Below are 19,296 nucleotides of genomic sequence, written 5' to 3'. Positions count from 1 at the left end.
TATGGATATTTGAGTTATTATCGATTAATGCGCTCTGCATGAGCATAATGCGCGTGTGTTTTTGAGTAATTCCAAGTGGGTGGCTTTCGTTCTAGTTGCAAGCGCAAAAAATGCCTGGAGAAACCGGGAATTGGCTTTGAGGAAGATGGCGGGCCTGCCTCGGCGGGCAATCACTTGTAAATCCCAGATAATAACTTGCAAATACAAGGTATCAACGGATGTCGCGTCGTTTCGGGCAGGACGATTTAACTTCGGGCGCCCCGGCCTCCGATCCGAGGGCCACAATACATGGGTCTCTTCTTGATATTGTTTCGAAGGACCCTGAAGCCAGCGCGCGTCCGGCGATCGTTTGCGGCGCGCGGATCGTTTCTTATGCCGATCTGGATCTTCAATCGAACCAAATCGCCCGGTATTTGAGGGGAAAGGGGATCGGCGCCGGCGATCTTGTCGGGCTGTTCCTGCATCGTTCGCCCGAAGCCATCCTGGCCATGCTGGGGATCTTGAAGGCGGGCGCGGCGTTTTTGCCGCTGGATCCGAGCTATCCCGCCAATCATCTGGCCTTTATCGCGGAAGACGCCCGGCCGGCGGCCGTCGTTTCCGCCGCGGAAATGTTCTCGTCGCCGGGCCAGTCCAGGCCCTGGGCGGCGCCGACCATCCTGCTCGACGCGGAGTCCGACGCGATAGGGCGGGAGAGCGCCGCGCCGCTCGACGCGTTCGTGGGGCCTAACGATCTCGCCTATGTCATGTATACTTCGGGAACCACCGGGCGGCCCAAGGGCGTGATGGTTCCCCATCGCGGCGTCGTCCGTCTGGCCTGGAACAATTTCGTCGATCTCGGACCGAGCGACGTGGTGCTGCAACTCGCCCCGCTCGCCTTCGACGCGTCCACCTTTGAAATCTGGGCGGCCTTGCTCAATGGCGCGTCGATCGCGGTTGTTGCATCGGCGCATCCGAGCTTTAGCGAGATCGGCGAGGCCATCGCGCGGCACAAGGTGACGACCGCCTGGCTCACCGCCAGCCTGTTTCACGCGATCGTCGATCATCACCTTGAGATATTGCGCCCGCTGCGCCAGTTGATCGCCGGCGGCGACATTCTTTCGCCGAGGCATGTGCGCAAGCTGTTGGACGCTCTGCCCGATTGCCTTCTGGTGAACGGCTATGGACCGACCGAGAACACCACCTTCACCTGCTGCTACGCAATTCCGAGGGATGCGCCGGCCGACGCCCCGGTGCCGATCGGACCGCCGATCCTCCATACAAGGGTCCATGTGCTCGACGACCAGCTTCGGCCGACGGCGCTGGGAGAGCTTGGCGAGCTTTTCGCGGCGGGCGAGGGCGTCGCGCTCGGCTATCTCAACCGCCCGGAATTGACGACCGAAAAGTTCTTGCCCGATACATTTAGCGGCAAGCCGGGCTGTCTGATGTATCGGACCGGCGATGTCGTCCGGCAACGCGCCGACGGCGTGGTGGAATTCGTCGGCCGCGTCGACCGGCAGGTCAAGATCAATGGCAAGCGGATCGAGTTGGACGAGGTGGAGGCGACGGTGCGCCGCCTGCCGGAAGTCGCCGATGCGGCGGCAATCGTCCGCGCCCGCGCCGATGGCGAGCGCCAGATCGTCGCCTATGTTGCGGCGCATGCGGGCGCGAAGCCGGATCCCGCCGCGTTGCGGCGGCGCTTGCTCGAGCTGGCGCCCGATTATATGGCGCCGGCGCAAATCATCATTCTCGACGCTTTGCCCCTGAAGCCGAACGGCAAGATCGATCGCGATGCGCTGCCGGTTCCGCCGGCGTGGTCCGGCGCCGAAGCTCAGGCTGAAGCCCCAGCCGAACCTCTGGCCGACCGCCAAGCCGAACGCGCTGTGCCCCTCGCGCAGGCGGCGAGCGATATCGAGGCGGAGCTGGCCTCGATCTGGCGGAAGATTCTGAAAGTCAGTTATGTAGGGCTAGACGCAAACTTCTTCGATCTTGGCGGCAGCTCGCTCGACCTGATGGCGCTGCACGAGGAGATCCGGGCGCGGTTTCAGGACGAGGTGCCGATGACGTCGTTATTCGAACACACCACCATCCGCGCGTTGGCGGCGCGCCTCCACAACCCGGACCGCGGCGCGGCGCCGGTGTCCAACTTCCAGGATCGCAAGCTGCGTCAGAACGAGGCGCTGCGGAAGATTTGGCAGCGCCGGGCATCGACCGCGCGATGAAAGAGGACGCGCGCGACCAATCCCCGATGCTCTCCGGCATCGCCATCATTGGCATGGCGGGCCGGTTCCCCGGCGCTGCTGATGTGGCCGCCTTGTGGCGCAACCTGCGCGAGGGCGTCGAGTCGATCTCTCGCTTCACCGATGCCGAACTGGAAGATTCCTTCGAGCCGGCCATTCGCAACGATCCAAATTTCGTCCGCGCGCATGCCATCCTCGACGGGGTGGAGCAGTTCGACGCGGGTTTCTTCGGCATGCATGCTCGGGAGGCCGAGCTCACCGATCCGCAGCACCGCCTGTTCCTGGAATGCGCCTGGCAGGCGCTGGAGGATGGCGGCTATGACCCGGCCGCCTATGCCGGCGCCATCGGCGTCTTCGCCGGCTGCAGCATGAACACTTATTTCCTGCGCCATGTGTGTCAGGATCGCGCGGCTGTGGATCTTTTCACCAGCAATTATCAGGTCGGCGGCTACCCCGAATTGCTCGGGACCTTGCAAGATTTCCTCGCCACCAGGGTGTCCTACAAGCTCGACTTGCGCGGGCCGAGCATTACCTTGCAGTCGGCCTGCTCCACCTCCCTCGTCGCGGTCGCTCAGGCCTGCCAGAGCCTGATGCTGTACCAATCCGACATGGCGCTCGCGGGCGGCGTCTCGATCACGCTGCCGCAGCGGCGCGGCTATCTCGCCCAGGAGGGAGCATTGGCCTCCGCCGAAGGGCGGTGCCGCACCTTCGACGCCAAGGCGGATGGAACGGTCTTCGGCAATGGCGGCGCGGTCGTGCTGTTGAAGCGGCTGGAGGATGCGCTCGACGACGGCGACCATATTTATGCGGTTATCCGCGGCGCGGGGCTCAACAATGACGGCGCCGCGCGCGCGGGCTTCACCGCTCCGAGCGCCAATGGCCAGGCCGACGCCATTGCGGCGGCCCTGGCGGCGGCCGAGGTGGACGCCCGCACGATCAGCTATGTCGAATGCCACGGCACCGCAACGCCGCTCGGCGATCCGATCGAAGTCTCCGGCCTGACCAAGGCCTTTCGCGGCAGCACCGACGCCGTCGGTTTCTGCGCCCTTGGCTCGGTCAAGCCGAATGTCGGCCATCTCGACGCGGCCGCGGGGGTCACCGGCCTGATCAAGACCGCGCTGGCGCTGAAGCAGGCGCAGCTTCCGGCCACGCTGTTTTTTGAGACGCCAAATCCGCATATTGCCTTCGAGGACAGCCCCTTTTATGTGAACGCCGCCTGGCGCGAGTGGCCGCGCGGTGAATGGCCCCGGCGGGCGGGCGTCAGCGCCTTCGGGGTCGGCGGAACCAACGCCCATGTCGTGCTGGAGGAGGCGCCGCCGGTTCAGTCCGAGGCGCCGCTGAGGTCGGTTCAGATTATCGTCGCTTCGGCGCGCAGCGAAGCGGCGCTCGAGGCGGCGCGTCAGACCCTGGGTCGCCATATTGCCGAGCATCCTGAACTGCCGCTGGCCGACGTCGCCTATACCCAGCAGGTCGGGCGGCGCGCTTTCGCCCATCGCTGCGCGGTCATTTGTCGGGACGGCGACGCGTCGGCGCGGCAGGCCGCCGCGGCGGCGCTGGAAGCCGGTCGCGGCCTCGTCTCCGGGCGGCCGAGCGCGGCTCCGCCACCGATCGCCTTCATGTTCCCCGGGCAGGGCGCGCAATATCCAGGCATGGGGAGCGATCTCTATCGCGCCGAGGCCGCATTCCGCTCCAGCATGCGGCGCAGCGCCGAGATCCTGAAACCGGCAATCGGCCATGATCTCTGCGCCCTTCTTTACGGCGATGAGCCGGCGCGGTTTTCCGCCGAAGCGCTGCAGGCGACGGAAATCGCCCAGCCTGCTTTGTTCGCCGTGAGCTATGCCTTGGCCCAGCTCTGGCGCGGTTGGGGCGTCGAGCCACAGATGATGATCGGCCACAGCGTGGGCGAATTTGTCGCTGCCTGCGTGGCCGGCGTTTTCTCGCATGAGGACGCGTTGGCGTTGATCGCCGCCCGAGGCCGGCTGATGCAGGAGATGCCGCGCGGCGCGATGCTGGCGGTGCGCCTGCCGGAGGCCGATCTTGCTCCCTTGCTGACCGATTCGCTGGCGCTCGCCGCGATCAATGGACCGATGCTTTGCGTTGCGGCCGGGCCGGAAGAGGCCGTCGCCGCGCTTGAAGAGACGCTGACCGGACGCAGCGTCATGTGCCGGCGCCTGCATACTTCGCACGCCTTTCACACGCCGATGATGGACCCGGCGGCGGCGGCGCTGGCGGAGCAATTCGCCAAGATCCGGTTCGCCCCTCCAAGGCTTCGCTGCATCTCAAGCGTCACCGGCGGCTGGCTGACCGACGCGCAGGCGACATCGCCGGACTATTGGGCGCGCCATTGCCGCGCGCCGGTGCGCTTTGGCGACGGACTGGCGACCTTGCTCCGCGACCCCGCGACCGCCGGCCGTGCAATTCTGCTCGAGGTCGGGCCAGGCATCACCCTTTCCACCCTGGCGCGTCAGGCCGGCGCCGGGACCAGCGCGGCGGCAGTGCTCGCCTCGCTGCCCGACGCCTCCCGCCCCGAGGCCGATGACGACGTAATGGCGCGCTCGGCGGCGCAGCTATGGTGTTCCGGCGCGGCGATCGATTGGCAAGGTCTACATGCGGGCGCCAGGCGGTTGCGGGTTCCGTTGCCGACCTATCCCTTCGAGCGGTCGCGGCACTGGATCGATCCCCCACAGCCTGTCCGTTCCGACAGCGCCGCGTTGGCGCCTGTTCAATCAGGCGTGGTTGAGCTAGGACAATTGCCGTCTAGCGCAACCGCCAAATCTATCGATGAAAAATCTTTTGCCGAGACATTTTTTACAATGCAATCAACAACAGCCACCATTCCACCGTCCAGCGCAGCTCCAGCGGCCTCCTCGGGCGTCGAGCTACAAGGCAAAATTGTCGCGCTTTTGGAAAACCTCTCCGGCGAACCGATCGCGGACGTTGCCCCCGAGACGAGTTTCCTCGAAATGGGCTTCGACTCGCTGTTCCTCAGCCAAGTCACGCAGCAGTTGCAGCGCGACTTCAAAGTCAAGTTGACCTTCCGCCAATTACTGAGCGATTTGTCGACTATACCGGCCTTGGCCGCGCATCTGGCTGCGCATCTGCCGCCCGAGTTGGCTCCCGCCGCGCCGGCCCCCGCTCTCGCCGCGCCAGCGGCCGCCGCGGTCCCGTCGGCCCCGATCGCTCTGACCGCGCCGGCTCGGCCGCCGGCTCTCGGACCCGCCGGAGCCGGGACCATGGAACAGATCATCCGCGATCAGCTCGATACGATGAGCCGGCTTATGGCGCAGCAGCTCGACGCCTTGCGCGGCGGCGCCCCGGCGCCAGCGCCTGCGGCGGAACAGCCTCGCGCGGTCGTCCCGACTCCGGCCGCGCCGGCTGTTGCGGCCCCAGTGACGGCGTCGCCGCCGCCGGCGGAGGGAAAATCCCGTCTGGAGATGCTCGCCGAGGCCCGCAATGCGCCGACCGGCCCGATGACGGATTTTCAAAAAGAAAAACTCGCCGCGCTGACGGAGCGTTTCAACGCTCGCGCGCCCGGTTCGAAACGCCTGACGAGCGAGCACCGGCCCGTTCTCGCCGATCCGCGCGCCGCCGCGGGCTTTCGGCAGGAATGGAAGGATCTCGTCTTTCCGATCGTGAGCGATCGCGCCGCCGGCTCCCGCATTTATGACATCGATGGCAACGCCTATATCGATCTGGTGAACGGCTATGGCCAGACGGCGTTTGGCCATGCGCCGGCCTTCGTCGTCGAGGCGGTGGCCGAACAACTGCATCGGGGTTTTGCGATTGGACCGCAGGCGGCGATGGCCGGGAAGGTGGCCGCGCTGTTCAGCGAAATGACCGGCAATGAGCGGGTCACTTTCTGCAACACCGGATCGGAAGCCGTGATGGCGGCGATGCGGGTTGCGCGCACCGTCACCGGCCGGTCCCGCATCGCCACCTTCACCGGCGATTATCACGGCCAGTTCGACGAAGTGCTGGTGAAGGGAAGCTTGCGCTCGGGCGTCGCGCGCTCGGTGGCGGCGGCGGCCGGGATTCCCTCGGAGTCGGTCGAGAACATGGTGGTGCTGCCCTATGGCGCGCCGGAATCGCTGGAGTGGATTCGCGCCCATGCGGATGAGTTGGCCGGCGTTCTGGTCGAGCCGGTGCAAAGCCGGCATCCCGATCTGCAGCCGGTCGCCTTCTTGAAGGAACTGCGCGCCATCACGGCGGCGGCGGGCTCGGCATTGATTTTCGACGAGGTCGTGACCGGCTTCCGAATGCATCCCGGCGGCATGCAGGCGCTGTTCGACATCCGCGCCGATCTCGCCACTTATGGCAAGGTGGTCGGCGGCGGCCTGCCGGTCGGCATCCTCGCCGGCAAGGCGGCCTTCATGGACGCGCTCGACGGCGGGGTGTGGCGCTACGGCGACGATTCCTATCCCGAAGTCGCGATGACCTTCTTCGCCGGAACCTTCGTGCGCCATCCGCTCGTGCTGGCGGCGGTATGGGCGGTTCTCAACCATCTCAAGAGCCAAGGACCGGCGCTGCAGGAAGGCCTCACCGCCCGCACGGCGGCGCTGGTGGGGCGCCTCAACGGCTTCTTGAAGCAGCGCGGCGTCGATGCGCATATCGAAACCTGCGGGAGCTTGTTTTTCTTCAGCCTCGCGGGGGCCAGCCGCTTCGCCAGCCTGTTCTATCCGCACATGCTCGAGCGCGGCGTTTACATCCAAGACCATTACCCCTGCTTCCTCACGACGGCGCATAGCGACGCCGACATCGCGGAGATCGCCGAGGCCTTCGAGAGCAGCATCATCGCGATGCAGGAGGCCGACTTCATGCCGGCCGCTCCCGGGGCCGCCATTTCCGATGCGCCGCTCACCGAGGCGCAGACCGAAATCTGGCTCGCCGCTCAGCTTTCCGACGAGGCCTCTTGCGCTTTCAATGAATCCATGACCCTGCGGCTGCGGGGCGCTCTCGATCGCGCGGCCTTGAGCCGGGCGGCCAACGAGGTGGTCGCGCGGCATGACGCCTTGCGCGCCTCGTTCCACCCAGCCGGCGGACTCATGCGCATCGCGCCCGTCCTCGAACTGACGATTCCCGAGTTCGACTTCGCGGCGATGCCCGGCGAGGCGGCGGAGGCCGCCTGGAGCGAACTGCTGGCGGCGGATGCGGCGGCGCCGTTCGATTTGGCGAAGGGACCCTTGATCCGCGCCCAATTGGTGCGCCGCGCGGCCGACGATCACGCCTTGGTCCTAACCGCACATCATATCATTTGCGATGGATGGTCGTTCAACGTCATTATCGACGAACTGACCAAGCTCTATGAATCCGCCCGCACCGGGGCGCCCGCCGATCTGCCGGAGCCCCTGTCTTTCGGCCGCTACGGCGCCGAGGAGCGGGCGCGGCAAGCACGGCAGGGCGCGGCCGTCGAGGCGTTCTGGCTGCCCCAATTCGCGCCTCCGCCGCAACCGCTCGATCTCCCGACCGACCGGCCCCGTCGATCGGAAAAGACGTTCCGCGGCGCAACCCTGACCCGCATGATCGATGCGGAATCGACGCAGCGCTTCCGCAAGGCGGCCGCGCGTCAGGGCTGCACTCTATTCGTCGCGCTTTTGACGGCGTTCGAGACCCTGATGGGGCGGTTGGCCGGTCAAGAAGAGGTCGTCGTCGGCATTCCGGCGGCCGGGCAATCGCTCGCGGAAGGCGATAGCCTTGTTGGCCATTGCGTCAATTTCCTTCCCTTGCGCGGGCGCTGGGAGGAGGGGACATCGGCGGCGGAGCTTCTCGCCAAGACCCGCCAGATCGTGCTCGCCGCTTATGAGAACCAGAGCTTCACCCTCGGCACGCTGGTGCGCAAATTGGATCTGCCGCATGGGCTGGGCGCGCGGCCCTTGGTCGAAGTGCAGTTCAATCTCGAACGCCTCGGCGACAAGATCCATCTGCCCGGGCTCGAGATCGAGGCGCAGTCCAATCCGAAGCGGTTCGTTATTTTCGACATTTTTTTCAACATCACCGAACAAGAAGGCGGGCTGCGCATCGATTGCGATTACAGCACCGACCTGTTCGACGCGGCGACCATCGAGCGCTGGATTGGCGGCTTCCACACGCTTATGGACGCCATCGCGGCCGATTCCGCGCGGCCGATCTCGGCGCTTCCGCTTCTGTCTGAGGGCGAGCGCGCGCGTCTGATCGACGGACTGAATGATACAACGGCGCGCGATCTCGATCTGCGCCCGCTGCATGAACTCTTCGCGGCTCAGGCGGAACGGACGCCCGACTCCATCGCCGCGGTTTGCGGCGAGACGGTTGTAAGCTACCGCGAACTCGACGCGAGGGCCAATCGCCTCGCCCATCATTTGCGGCGCATCGTTCCCGAGCCCTGTGGCCGCATCGCGCTGGCGACCGAACGATCGCTCGACATGCTGGTCGCGTTGCTCGCGATCCTGAAAGCGGGCCACGCCTATGTGCCGCTCGATCCGCATTATCCGGCGGCGCGGCTCCGCCTCGTGCTCGACGCCGCCGCCGTCTCGGCCCTGATCTGCGACAGCGCGGAGACGGCTTCGGTCGCCGCGGGCCTTCCCGTCGTAAGGCTGGACGTCGAGGCCGAAGCTATCGCGGCCAATCCGGCGAGCCCGCCCGTGGCGGCGACCGGCGACGCCGAGGCTACATGCTACGTGATCTTCACCTCTGGCTCCACCGGGACGCCTAAGGGAGTCGAAATCGCCCATCGCTCCCTCGTCAACCTGCTCTGGTCGATGGCGCGAATTCCCGGTTTCGGCGCGGGCGACGTGCTGGTCGCGGTGACGACCATCGCTTTCGACATCGCTGGGCTGGAGCTGTTCCTGCCGCTCATCACGGGCGGGCAGGTGGTCATCGCGAGCCGCGACGAGGTCACCGGCGGCTTCGGTCTTGTAACCCGCATCGAGAAATCGCAGGCCACCCTGGTTCAAGCGACGCCTTCGCTCTGGCGCATGCTGCTCGAAGCCGGCTTTCGTCCACGGCCGGGGCTCAAAATGCTCTGCGGGGGCGAGGCCTTGCCGCGCGACCTCGCGGACATGCTCCTCGCAAATGGCGGCGAGCTCTGGAATGTCTACGGACCGACCGAGACCACCGTCTGGTCCAGCATCGGCAAGGTTTCGCCTGGTCCCGGCCCGATTACGATCGGCGAGCCGGTCCTGAATACCCAGTTGTATGTCCTCGACCGCAATTTCGAACTGACTGCGCCCGGCGTCGTCGGACAGCTGTTCATTGGCGGCGATGGGCTGGCGCGCGGCTATTTCCAACGCCCCGACCTTGACGCCGAGGCCTTCTTCGACATCGCCCTCGCGGATGGCGCGCCGCGCCGTCTCTACCGCACCGGAGACCTCGCGCGGCGGCTGCAAAATGGCGCCATCGAAGTCCTCGGGCGGGTCGATGCGCAGGTCAAATTGCGCGGTTTCCGCATCGAGCTTGAGGAAGTCGAATCCGTCATCCGACGCAGCGCTGGGGTTGCCGCCTGCGCGGCGGCGATCGCCTCCCCACTGGGGGGAACGCCGCGCCTCGTTGGATATGTCGTGGCGGAAGCAGGCAAAACGCTTGTCCCGGCCGAGCTTGCAAGCGCCGCCGCCGCTCAATTGCCCGACTACATGGTCCCGGCGGCGTGGGTTGTCCTCGACCGCCTGCCGTTGACGCCAAATGGGAAGCTCGACCGCAAGGCGTTGCCAGCGCCAGACGCCGCCCTTGCCGTTCCGGATCGCGTCGTGACGCCGCCGCGCACTCCAGTGGAGACCAAGCTCGCCAAGATCTGGAGCGATGTGCTACAGCTCGATGACGTTGGCGTTCATGACAATCTATTTTCTCTTGGCGCGGACTCCATCCACTTGTTCCGCATCGCGGCAAAAATGATGGACCAGGGTATAGGGCTCGAGGCGAAACACGTGATGCGGCATCCGACGATCGCGGAACTCGCGCAGGCCGCGGAGGAATCATCCGCTGGATCGGCGCTGACGGCAGCTCTGGCGGCGGCGCCGTCGCTACGGAGTTTCAGGCGGAGCGCGCAAGCGGCGCGGGAACCCACTGCATGAGCTGTGGCGTCCCTGAGTCGCGTCCAGACGCGACAGGTCCGCTGACGCGCATTTCGTCAGCGGATGTTTCGGAGGCTCAAACCAGCGGCGGACCAGCGTCCGCCGCTGGCGCGTTGGTCTTTCCGTGCTCATCCTCTCAGGAGCGCTGCTGGTTCATCGATTCGCTCAATCCAGGCAATGCCGCTCTTAACGTCGCATTGCGTTGGGAGATCAACGGGCGCTTCAACCCTGCGACGATAGAGCAGGCGTTTCAGACGATCATCGACAGGCATGAAATCCTGCGCACGCGGTTCTTCGAAAAGGACGGCGAGCCGATGCAGGAGGTCGTCGCCAGCTACGCGTTCAAGCTGCTCGTCATCGACCTGACCATCATTCCAGAGGCCGAGCGCCTCGACGAAGCCTTGGCGCTTGGCAGGCGGGAAGCGCATCTGCCAATGGACATCCGGCGCTTGCCGCTGATCCGCGTCACCTTGCTGCGCCTCTCCGCCGATCATGCGATCTTGCTGGTGAGCGTGCATCAAATCGCCTTCGACGGCTGGTCCATCCGCGTCCTAGCGCATGAATTCGGCGCGATCGCCGCGGCGCTCGACGCCAATTGCAGTCCAGATCTCCCCGCGCCTTCGCTGCAATATGGCGACTATTGCCGCTGGCAGAAAGAATATTTCGCGAGCGGCAGCTTTGACGCGGAAGTCGCCTATTGGAAAGGCAAACTGGGCGGCGCGCCCTATTTCGAGCTGGTCCCCGATCACGCGCGACCCTTGCGGCCGACCTACCGCGGCGAAATCCTGGCGACCGTCCTGCCGCCAGAGCTTGGCGGACGGCTGGAGGAGGCGGCGCGACAGCATAATATGACGCTGTTTAGCTTCGCCTGCGCCGTCACCGGAGCGATGCTGCACCGCTATAGCGGCGCGGCTGACGTGATTTTCGGGACCCAGATCGCCGGCCGCGACGATCCGGACCTCGAGACCATGATCGGCATCTTCATCAACAATCTGGTGATGCGGTTCGATGCGTCGGGCGACCCAACGTTTGACGAATTCCTGACGCAGGTCAACGGGACCGTTCAGGACGCGCTGATCCATCAGCGGATGCCGTTCCACAAGCTGGTCGAAATCCTCAATCCGCCGCGCGATCCCAAACGCACGCCGTTGATTTCGGTCAATTTCACCGTCCTACGCGATGTCATGGACAACAAAATCTATGGCGGCTTCGAGTTGAGCGGACAACCTTCGCTTTCCGCCGGGTCACTCTACGATTTCTTCTTTTTCCTCGTCCATTGGCCCAGCGGCTGGCGGATGGCGGTGGAATATAACCCGGATCTGTTCGAAAGGCGCACGGCCGAGGCAATGCTTGCGTTTCTGATCTCCGCTTTCGAGTTCGCGGTCGCGACTCCGAGCGCGAGATTATCGGCGCTCACCCCGCCGGTTCGCGACGCGATCGCCCCGCGCCCATTGCGCGAAGACCTCGCCGCGATCGAGGCGTTGCTCGCAGCTCACCCAGATGTCCAGCAGGCGGCGGTCGCCTACCGAGCGGAATTGGGCGGCCAAGGGCTGGGCGGGCGAGGGCTGGCTGGGGCGGAAGCGTCTTACGCTTATGTGACGCCCGCGCCGGACTCGGGCGCTCTTTTGGAGACTTTGCCCTCGAAGCTGATGGCCTATCTCGAAAAAGCGGCGCCGACGGGAAATCATCCGAGCGGCGTTAGCATCCTCCTCGCCTTGCCGCGCACATCGCGCGGCGATGTCGATTTTGCGCGCCTGCCGCCGCCGCCCGCCCCCCGGAGCGCTGAGCGGACGCCTGGGCCAGCCGGGCCTTCCGCCGCCCGGCTGCGGGAGGTCGAAATGAAGCTGGCGGCGATCTGGCGCGACGTTCTCGGCGTCGCGGAAATTAGCCCGGATTCGAATTTTTTCGAACTCGGCGGGCACTCCTTGCTGACCATCCGGCTCATGGCCCGCGTTTCAAGCGCTTTTGACGTCAAGATCGATGTCGTGACTCTTTTCCAGGCGCCGACATTGCGCGAATTCGCAGCCTGCCTGGCTGGCTCCGAAGCGCCACCCGGACCCTCCACCGTCGTCCAGATTCAACCGAAGGGCGACAAGACGCCGATCCTGGCGATCAACAATACGGTGCTCTATTACAATCTCGCGAGACGGATCGGCACGGATCGGCCGTTTCTCGGCATTCCCTTGATCGAACCTGATGGACCGCTTCCCGAGACGCCGCGCAGCTTAAGCGAAATCGCGGCTGACTATGTCCGCGTGATCCGCGAGGCGCAGGCGCATGGACCCTATGTATTATTCGGCCTGTGCGTGGCCGGAGCCATTGCCTATGAAGCCGCGCAGCAGCTCGCGCGGGCGGGCGAATCGGTTCCGCTGGTCATCATGTCCGACATCTGGGTGCCCGGCTATTTGAAGGGGCTGCCGTTTTTCAGGCGCTTTATCTACCATTGGAATTATCGCTTCCATGTCCTCCGCCACCGGATCAAGCTCGTCCGGACCGGCAAGGAGTCGTTCATGGATATTCTCGGGTCATATACGCTGATTCGGAAGAGCCGGATCTTGGATCTTGCGGCCAAGTTGCGCCTCATCAAGAGTGCGCGGGTCAGAAACGTCGACCGGGAGGACTGGCTGTTCCTGCGCACGCTCGAAGTGGCGCGGAACCATTATCGAACGCCACCGTCGGTCGGAGATGTGGTTGTCCTTCAAAGCGATGAAGTCATTACGCGTTTTGCCGATCCTAACCTCGGCTGGACGGATCTGGTGAAGGGCCGCTTCTTTCTGTTCCACATCCCGGGCTGGCACGAGGAGATGTTCCAGGATGAGGGGGCGAACCGGATTGTCGAACATCTGCAGCCTTTGCTCGAGATGGTCGACGCCGAACGCGACCGTTCCGTCTGGCGAACGGCGTGACGGATCAAGCTCCGCCCGGGGCGGAGCTCCCGGGCTCCAGACTCAGCGCCTTTTATAAGGTGCGCGGCGCGCCTGCCTCGATCGAGGCCCGGGCGCTCGCCATTGCGGTCGAGCAAAGCGTGGAAATGCCGCTGGCGGCGATCGATGATGGCGCCGTTCTCGCCGATATCGTGGGACAAGTAGCAGCGATCGAGGATTGCGGAGATGGCTGGTTCGATGTGCGCATCGATCTCGCGGCCGCAACGATCGGCGACGACGCCGGCCAATTGATCAATATGCTGTTTGGCAATACGTCGCTGCATGACGACGTCATCCTTCATGACATCGTCGCGCCGGAGTCTCTGCTCGCGGCGGCTTTCGGCGGTCCGCATCACGGTCTCGAAGGACTGCGCCAGCGCGCGATGGCGCAGGGTCGCGCCTTGACCTGCTCGGCGCTCAAACCGCAGGGACTGCCAGCCTCGAAGCTGGCGGAGCTCGCCTTCCGGCTGGCCCTCGGCGGGCTCGATTTCATCAAGGACGATCATGGATTGGCGAACCAGTCCTACAGTCCTTTTTCCGAGCGGGTTCGCGCCTGCGCCAGCGCGATCCGCGAGGCCGCCGCAATCAGCGGATGCGCGACCCGCTACGCGCCGAGCCTGTCGGGTTCTTACCCTGAGATGGAGCGCCAGCTTGGCATCGCCCGCGATGAGGGGCTCGACACCGTTCTGATCGGGCCGATGATTGCCGGCGTCTCGAATTTTCACGCCTTGCGCCAGGCCAATCCGGATTTCGCATTTCTGGCGCATCCGACAATGACTGGCGCCGCGCGCGTTTCGCCGATCCTTTTCGCCAAGCTGTTCCGGCTTTTTGGCGCGGATGCGGTGATCTTTCCCAATCATGGCGGACGATTCGGCTATTCCGCCGCGACCTGCGCAGGGATCTCGGACGCGCTCCGTTGCGTCTGGGACGGCCTTCGCCCGAGCGCTCCGGCGCCGGCGGGCGGAATGACCGTGCGGCGCGCGCCCGAAATGCTCGATTTTTATGGCGCCGACGTCATGCTGCTGATCGGCGGCGGGCTGCTCGAAGCGCGCGACGCGATCACGGCGACGACCGCCGATTTTGTTCGCGCCGTCGCCGAACACGACTATGGCGGTCTGCGCTCATAACCGTGTCAGGCGGCGCGGCCCCGGACGAGTCGTTCGGCGGCCCTGAATGGCGCCTTGAGCCTGTTTATGCCGGAATAGAGCAGTTCATCGATGCTCTTTGGATTGGACGCTGTAAGGCTTTCGAAGGCCGCGGTTTTCACGCGGTCCTGGAATTTCGATCGGCCGGGCGGCAGCGGCTGCAATCCAAGCAGCCGGAGGCAGAAATTCGCCTGGTAGATTCGCGCCTGACGAATTTCGGGAGGCAGAATGAACCACATGCTGACGCTCACCGAAACATTGTTCCCTGTCGACACAATGTGAGGCGCCAAGGGCGGGTGGTGGACAGCGATCCCGGGGTCCAGATGGAATACTGTTCCCGATTCTAGAACCTCATCGCGATAGATGGCCGACATCGGGTTGCCCGCGTAGAAACGCTCAATTTCGGGCTCGGTCAGAATGAAGCGATCCTTCGGATCGAAAAGACGGACGTCCTTTTCGCCGCGAACCTGAAAAAGGAAATTGGTGTCGGCATCGAAGTGATAGGGCGTCACCATGTTGGGCGAGGCGACGAAGACCGAGAGTCCCGAGTAGCCAATGTCCTGCCGCAAGGGCAGTCCCGTGATGTCTTCAACTTCGCCAATTGTCTTGCGAAGAATGTGGCCATAGTCCTCGTCCAATTCCTCAAGACTGGACAATTTGAAGAAGGCTCCGCCCGCTTCTATGCGTTCAACGGCCTGGAAGAGCCTGTCCCGCAAAGGAGCGTCGTTGAATTTCGCGTCGCCGCCTTTTATTCTGAAGCCGAATTTCGCCGGATCGCCCCGCTCGACCGCCGCCGTGGCGAGGCTCGCCAGCTTGGCGAGATCGAACAGGGGATGGTTCGCGAGATTATGGCGGAAGGTGAAAGGGGCGCAATTCATCTGTTTCCAGACGCTTGGTTCGTCTGGCCCGATGATGCGGACATCTGGCGCCTCAGCGACTTGATTTGAGAGAGACGTCATTTGGAGCTCCCATAGCGTCCGAGGTTGGCGAAACGGCTCGACGCGAAGCCGGCGAACCCCGCCAAAGTTCGGCCAAACCCCCTCCGACGTTCAGTATATGAACACCCATGATCAACGGATGCATTGGCGCCTGCGGGTTGATCAAGCATGATCATGTGCCGCCCTTTGTTTCAACCTGCGCGAAGCCGCATGGCTCCGGGAGAAATCATCCAGGATAAGTATATGTCGATCAGACAAATGTGGCGCTCAAAGGAAGGTCCATCTATGGATGAAATTGGCGTTGTGAGCAATAGCCAGACCATTTTTGTAAATGATCAAGTGACCGACAAGCGCTCAAAAAACCGCCGTTCGCAATTGCGCGACCGCCGCGCCTGAGGGGATCCCATGTCTGACGCCGACCCCGAACCAATGTCATTGCGCAAGGCCGAAGAGTTCCGCTGGGCTGGCGTCGAGCATCGCCCTTACAAGGACGATCAGAGCGCGCCATTCAAGGCGATTTCCCGGCAGACGCTGTTTTCCGATCCGCGCTTGCTCGGCGAATTGCGCTATTTCGAGATTGAGCCTGGCGGATTCTCCACCCTCGAGCGGCATGAACATATGCATGCGGTCGTGGTGCTTCGCGGAGAAGGACATTGCCTAGTCGGCGCGGCGGTCCATCCGCTGGCCTTGCATGATCTTGTGACGATTTCGCCCTGGACCTGGCATCAGTTCCGCGCGAGCGCGGCGGCGCCGCTTGGATTTCTATGCCTTGTCAATGCGGCGCGGGACCGGCCGCATCTTCCAACCGAGGAGGATCGCGCGGCGTTGAGAAGGGACCCGGCGGTTGCGGCGTTCCTTGATGGCGCCGACCTAGCGAAACCTTTATGTCCCTGAAAAATGGCGGCGTTTTCAGGCAAGATCATTTGGCGAAAAAAAGAGCATGAACGAGTTCGATTAACTCGTTCATGCTCCGGATCGATCGCGGTGGCCGCGCTTCGAATAAGCGCGTCTTGCGCGGGCTAGATCACGATGCTTTTAGATGGAAACATCCAAAAGCATGAAACGTGATCCATTGTTGAGAAGAGAGCGGGATTTGACGCGAAAAACCGGAGTCCACTTTTTCGCATCCCGCTCTAGTGCTCCATCGGGGCGCCCCAGGATCCCCACACGTAAATGCAGGCGAACAGGAACAGCCAAACCACGTCGACGAAATGCCAATACCAAGCCGCGAATTCGAAGCCGAGATGCTGGGTGGACGAAAACTGTCCGGCGAAGGCGCGAATAAGGCAAACGCTCAAGAAGATCGTCCCGACGATGACATGGAAGCCGTGAAAGCCGGTCGCCATGAAAAAGGTCGCGCCGAAGATCGAGCCTTTGAACGCGAAGGGGGCGTTGGCGTATTCATAGGCCTGAACGCTGGTGAACAGGAGGCCGAGGAGGACGGTGAGGATCAGGCCATATTTCAAGCCGGAGCGATCGCCCTTGAGGAGGGCGTGGTGCGCCCAGGTCACGGTCAGGCCCGAGGTCAGGAGGATCAGCGTGTTGAGCAGCGGGAAATGCCAGGGGTCGAGCGCCTCGATCCCTTTCGGAGGCCAAGTGCCGCCGGTGAATTCGGCTCTGGAATATTGAATGGCCTCGCCTGGGAAGAGGCTGGCGTCAAAGAAAGCCCAGAACCAGGCGACGAAGAACATCACTTCCGAAGCGATGAACAGGATCATGCCGTAGCGATGGCTGATCTGCACGACGCGCGTGTGGTAGCCGCCGTATTCGGCCTCATTGATGACGTCGGCCCACCAGGAGCCCATGACGAAGAGAAGGCCGATGAGGCCGGCGCCGAAGACCAAGGAGCCGGGAATGACGCCGGCCAAGGACAAGTGCTTCATCCACAAGATGGCCCCAACCGCCAAGACAAAAGCGGCGAGCGCCCCGAGGATCGGCCAATGGCTTGGGTCGACGAGGTGATAATCGTGGTTCGGTTTCGCGTGGGCGTCCGACATCAAAGTTAACCCTTTTTCCGGCTTGAAGGCTCACGTGAGCCTATCTCGTTGAAACCCGCCGAAATGCCCGTGACGGGATCCGGCCGCAAAATTGGCTGATGGCGTTTGCCTCGTTTGGGAGCGGCCGTCAAGGCGACCGATCGTCCCGGTCTAGAGAGGCTTCGCCTTCGCGCCGGTCTTGCCGTCGCCTCCGGCGCTGGACGCCGAAGGCTTGGCGGCAAAAAAAGTATAGGAGAGCGTGACGGATCGGACGCCGCTCATGGTTGAATCCTTCTCGAGGGCGGGGTCGAGGAAAAATACGACCGGCAATTCCGTTGTCTCGTGCGGGCCGAGTTTTTGTTCATCGAAGCAGAAGCAGGAGATTTTGTTGAAATAGGCGCCGGCAATATCGGGGCTCACGTTATACATCGCCTGTGCTGCGGTTTCCGCATTCGACATATTGGTGACTTTGTAAAAGACAGTCGCCGTTTCGCCGGTCCGCAGCCGGATCTCCGGCGTTTCCGGTTCGAATTTCCATGAAAGCCCGGGTGCGATATTGGCGTCGAAACGCACCGTCAGGTCGCGCAGGCCTTTGCTCGCGGGCGCGGCCTTGGCGACCTGGATCGTCCCGCCGTAGCCGGTCGCGGCGCAGAACAGGCGGTAGAGCGGCGCAGAAGCAAATGTCAGGCCGAGCATCGCCAAGCTTATAGCGACAAAGACGGCGGCGACGAGGTTCGTGCGTCCAAATATTGGCGCTCGCGGAGATTTGGGGGCGCTCTGGGCGCTGCGCCGGATCATTGGGTCATGTCACAGAGGCCGCTCGAGCACGCCGGGCCCGAGCTTGGCGATCGTCACGACATAGAAAAGCAGGACGAAGAAACCGATCGCAATGCCGATCGCGACATTGCGTTGACGCCGGCTCTTTAGCTGCGCCGGGGTCAATGTGATGCCTTCGGGTTCGCCAGCATTCGTCATAGCATCACCATGGCAGGTTGATTGTCAGCCGTTGCGAAAACGCAAGAAGACGCTCTCCGACGATCTCTGCAAAGAGGAGGAAAAGATAGAGGATTGAGAATCCGAACAGGCTTTTCGCGCAGCGATCGGCCCGCTCGCCGGTGCGGACAAAATAAACGCGCGCCGCAAACAGCAGCATGAGCGCGCCAAGAACGGTGGCGAGCAGCCCATAGGCGAGGGAGGCGAATCCCAGCAGCCAGGGCGAAAGGCCGAGCGGAGCCAGGACGATCGCGTAGAGGAGGATTTCCAGGCGGGTGCGGTTGGCGCCCTTGACGTTGGGGAGCATCGGAATGCCGGCGCGGCCGTATTCGTCGGCCTTCACCAAGGCGAGCGACCAGAAATGCGGCGGGGTCCAGACAAAAATGATCGCGAATAGGGCGAGGCTGGCCAGGCTGATTTCGCCTGTGGCCGCGGCATAGCCGACGATGGGAGGAAACGCCCCCGCGGCGCCGCCGATGACGATGTTTTGCGGGGTCGAGCGCTTCAGCCACATCGTGTAGATAACGACATAGAAGAATATCGTGAAAGCGAGAAGGGCGGCGGCGAGCCAGTTGGCGACGATGCCAAGGGTCATGACCGAGAGAACCGCGAGGGTCGCGCCGAAGCCGAGGGCGTCGCCCTCGCTGATTTTGCCGGCTGGAATCGGCCGCTTCCGGGTCCGCTTCATCAGGACGTCGATATCGGCGTCATACCACATATTGAGAGCGCCCGAGGCGCCGGCGCCGACCGCTATGGCGAGCAGCGAAGCAAAGCCGATGACCGGATGGACATGCGTCGGGGCGATCAAGACCCCGGCAAGAGCGGTGAAAACCACGAGCGACATGACCCGGGGCTTGAGCAGGGCGAGATAATCGGAGGGGCTTGCGATCGAAACCGTGAGGTCCGAGGCTGTTCTCTCGCTGCTTCCGCTGATGAAACTCATGTCCGCGCCGACTCAATTCCTGCGCCAACCGCGCATTTTGGTACAAAACTCACTTTGCTTTCGAAACGTTCATGCGAGGCGCTCTTGACGCCAGCGCCTCGCTATTGGTCGCTTAAGCG

General features: G+C 63.6%; 10 protein-coding genes. 5 read left to right on the top strand and 5 right to left on the bottom strand.

Features of this window, described 5'->3' with window-relative positions; translation table 11 throughout:
• Positions 1-218: 218 nt before the first annotated feature.
• From DL86_RS04020 to DL86_RS04005, 4 genes are read left to right on the top strand one after another with little or no spacing between them, the layout of a single operon-like run.
• On the top strand, positions 219-2,198 hold the full coding sequence (locus DL86_RS04020) for a non-ribosomal peptide synthetase (RefSeq protein ID WP_051952641.1): 1,980 nt from the start codon (positions 219-221) through the stop codon (positions 2,196-2,198).
• Positions 2,195-10,258 carry a hybrid non-ribosomal peptide synthetase/type I polyketide synthase gene (locus DL86_RS04015; protein WP_036258642.1) on the top strand — a complete coding sequence of 2,688 codons (8,064 nt, stop codon included), beginning with the start codon at positions 2,195-2,197 and terminating at the stop codon, positions 10,256-10,258. Before DL86_RS04020 ends, DL86_RS04015 begins: the two co-directional genes overlap by 4 nt.
• Complete coding sequence (locus tag DL86_RS04010; protein ID WP_051952640.1) at positions 10,255-13,164, top strand: condensation domain-containing protein; 2,910 nt, start codon at positions 10,255-10,257, stop codon at positions 13,162-13,164. Before DL86_RS04015 ends, DL86_RS04010 begins: the two co-directional genes overlap by 4 nt.
• Positions 13,161-14,309, top strand: a complete 1,149-nt coding sequence (locus DL86_RS04005) for a RuBisCO large subunit C-terminal-like domain-containing protein (RefSeq protein ID WP_051952638.1) — start codon at positions 13,161-13,163, stop codon at positions 14,307-14,309. Before DL86_RS04010 ends, DL86_RS04005 begins: the two co-directional genes overlap by 4 nt.
• A gap of 5 nt (positions 14,310-14,314) precedes the next feature.
• Here the strand turns inward: DL86_RS04005 and DL86_RS04000 are convergent, their stop codons facing one another.
• Positions 14,315-15,286 (bottom strand): cupin-like domain-containing protein, encoded by a 972-nt coding sequence (locus DL86_RS04000; RefSeq protein ID WP_051952636.1) that lies wholly within the window; start codon positions 15,284-15,286, stop codon positions 14,315-14,317.
• 384 nt (positions 15,287-15,670) lie between these two features.
• On the opposite strand from DL86_RS04000, the gene DL86_RS03990 reads away from it, so the two are divergent.
• Entirely contained in the window at positions 15,671-16,159 is a 489-nt protein-coding gene (locus DL86_RS03990) for a cupin domain-containing protein (protein WP_036258372.1), read from the top strand.
• A gap of 239 nt (positions 16,160-16,398) precedes the next feature.
• Here the strand turns inward: DL86_RS03990 and DL86_RS03985 are convergent, their stop codons facing one another.
• The 4 genes from DL86_RS03985 to DL86_RS03975 form a co-directional block, all read right to left on the bottom strand.
• Entirely contained in the window at positions 16,399-17,262 is an 864-nt protein-coding gene (locus DL86_RS03985) for a cytochrome c oxidase subunit 3 (RefSeq protein ID WP_036258367.1), read from the bottom strand.
• Between the two features lie 150 nt (positions 17,263-17,412).
• Positions 17,413-17,937 carry a cytochrome c oxidase assembly protein gene (locus tag DL86_RS03980; RefSeq protein ID WP_245276223.1) on the bottom strand — a complete coding sequence of 175 codons (525 nt, stop codon included), beginning with the start codon at positions 17,935-17,937 and terminating at the stop codon, positions 17,413-17,415.
• A 111-nt stretch (positions 17,938-18,048) separates the two neighbouring features.
• Positions 18,049-18,216, bottom strand: coding sequence for a hypothetical protein (locus DL86_RS20240; protein WP_202899156.1), 168 nt, complete (start codon positions 18,214-18,216; stop codon positions 18,049-18,051).
• A gap of 4 nt (positions 18,217-18,220) precedes the next feature.
• Complete coding sequence (locus DL86_RS03975) at positions 18,221-19,177, bottom strand: heme o synthase (protein ID WP_051952635.1); 957 nt, start codon at positions 19,175-19,177, stop codon at positions 18,221-18,223.
• Positions 19,178-19,296: the final 119 nt, after the last annotated feature.

The sequence above is a fragment of the Methylocapsa aurea genome (genome assembly GCF_000746085.1).
Taxonomy (GTDB): domain Bacteria; phylum Pseudomonadota; class Alphaproteobacteria; order Rhizobiales; family Beijerinckiaceae; genus Methylocapsa; species Methylocapsa aurea.
This window is presented reverse-complemented; position numbering and strand designations above follow the sequence as displayed.

Excerpts from the sequence above, each read along its gene's own strand:
- DL86_RS04020 (WP_051952641.1), top strand. The coding sequence starts at position 219 with ATGTCGCGTCGTTTCGGGCAGGACGATTTAACTTCGGGCGCCCCGGCC.
- DL86_RS04015 (WP_036258642.1), top strand. The coding sequence starts at position 2,195 with ATGAAAGAGGACGCGCGCGACCAATCCCCGATGCTCTCCGGCATCGCC.
- DL86_RS04010 (WP_051952640.1), top strand. The coding sequence starts at position 10,255 with ATGAGCTGTGGCGTCCCTGAGTCGCGTCCAGACGCGACAGGTCCGCTG.
- DL86_RS04000 (WP_051952636.1), bottom strand. The coding sequence starts at position 15,286 with ATGACGTCTCTCTCAAATCAAGTCGCTGAGGCGCCAGATGTCCGCATC.
- DL86_RS03990 (WP_036258372.1), top strand. The coding sequence starts at position 15,671 with ATGTCTGACGCCGACCCCGAACCAATGTCATTGCGCAAGGCCGAAGAG.
- DL86_RS03985 (WP_036258367.1), bottom strand. The coding sequence starts at position 17,262 with ATGTCGGACGCCCACGCGAAACCGAACCACGATTATCACCTCGTCGAC.
- DL86_RS03980 (WP_245276223.1), bottom strand. The coding sequence starts at position 17,937 with ATGCTCGGCCTGACATTTGCTTCTGCGCCGCTCTACCGCCTGTTCTGC.
- DL86_RS20240 (WP_202899156.1), bottom strand. The coding sequence starts at position 18,216 with ATGACGAATGCTGGCGAACCCGAAGGCATCACATTGACCCCGGCGCAG.
- DL86_RS03975 (WP_051952635.1), bottom strand. The coding sequence starts at position 19,177 with ATGAGTTTCATCAGCGGAAGCAGCGAGAGAACAGCCTCGGACCTCACG.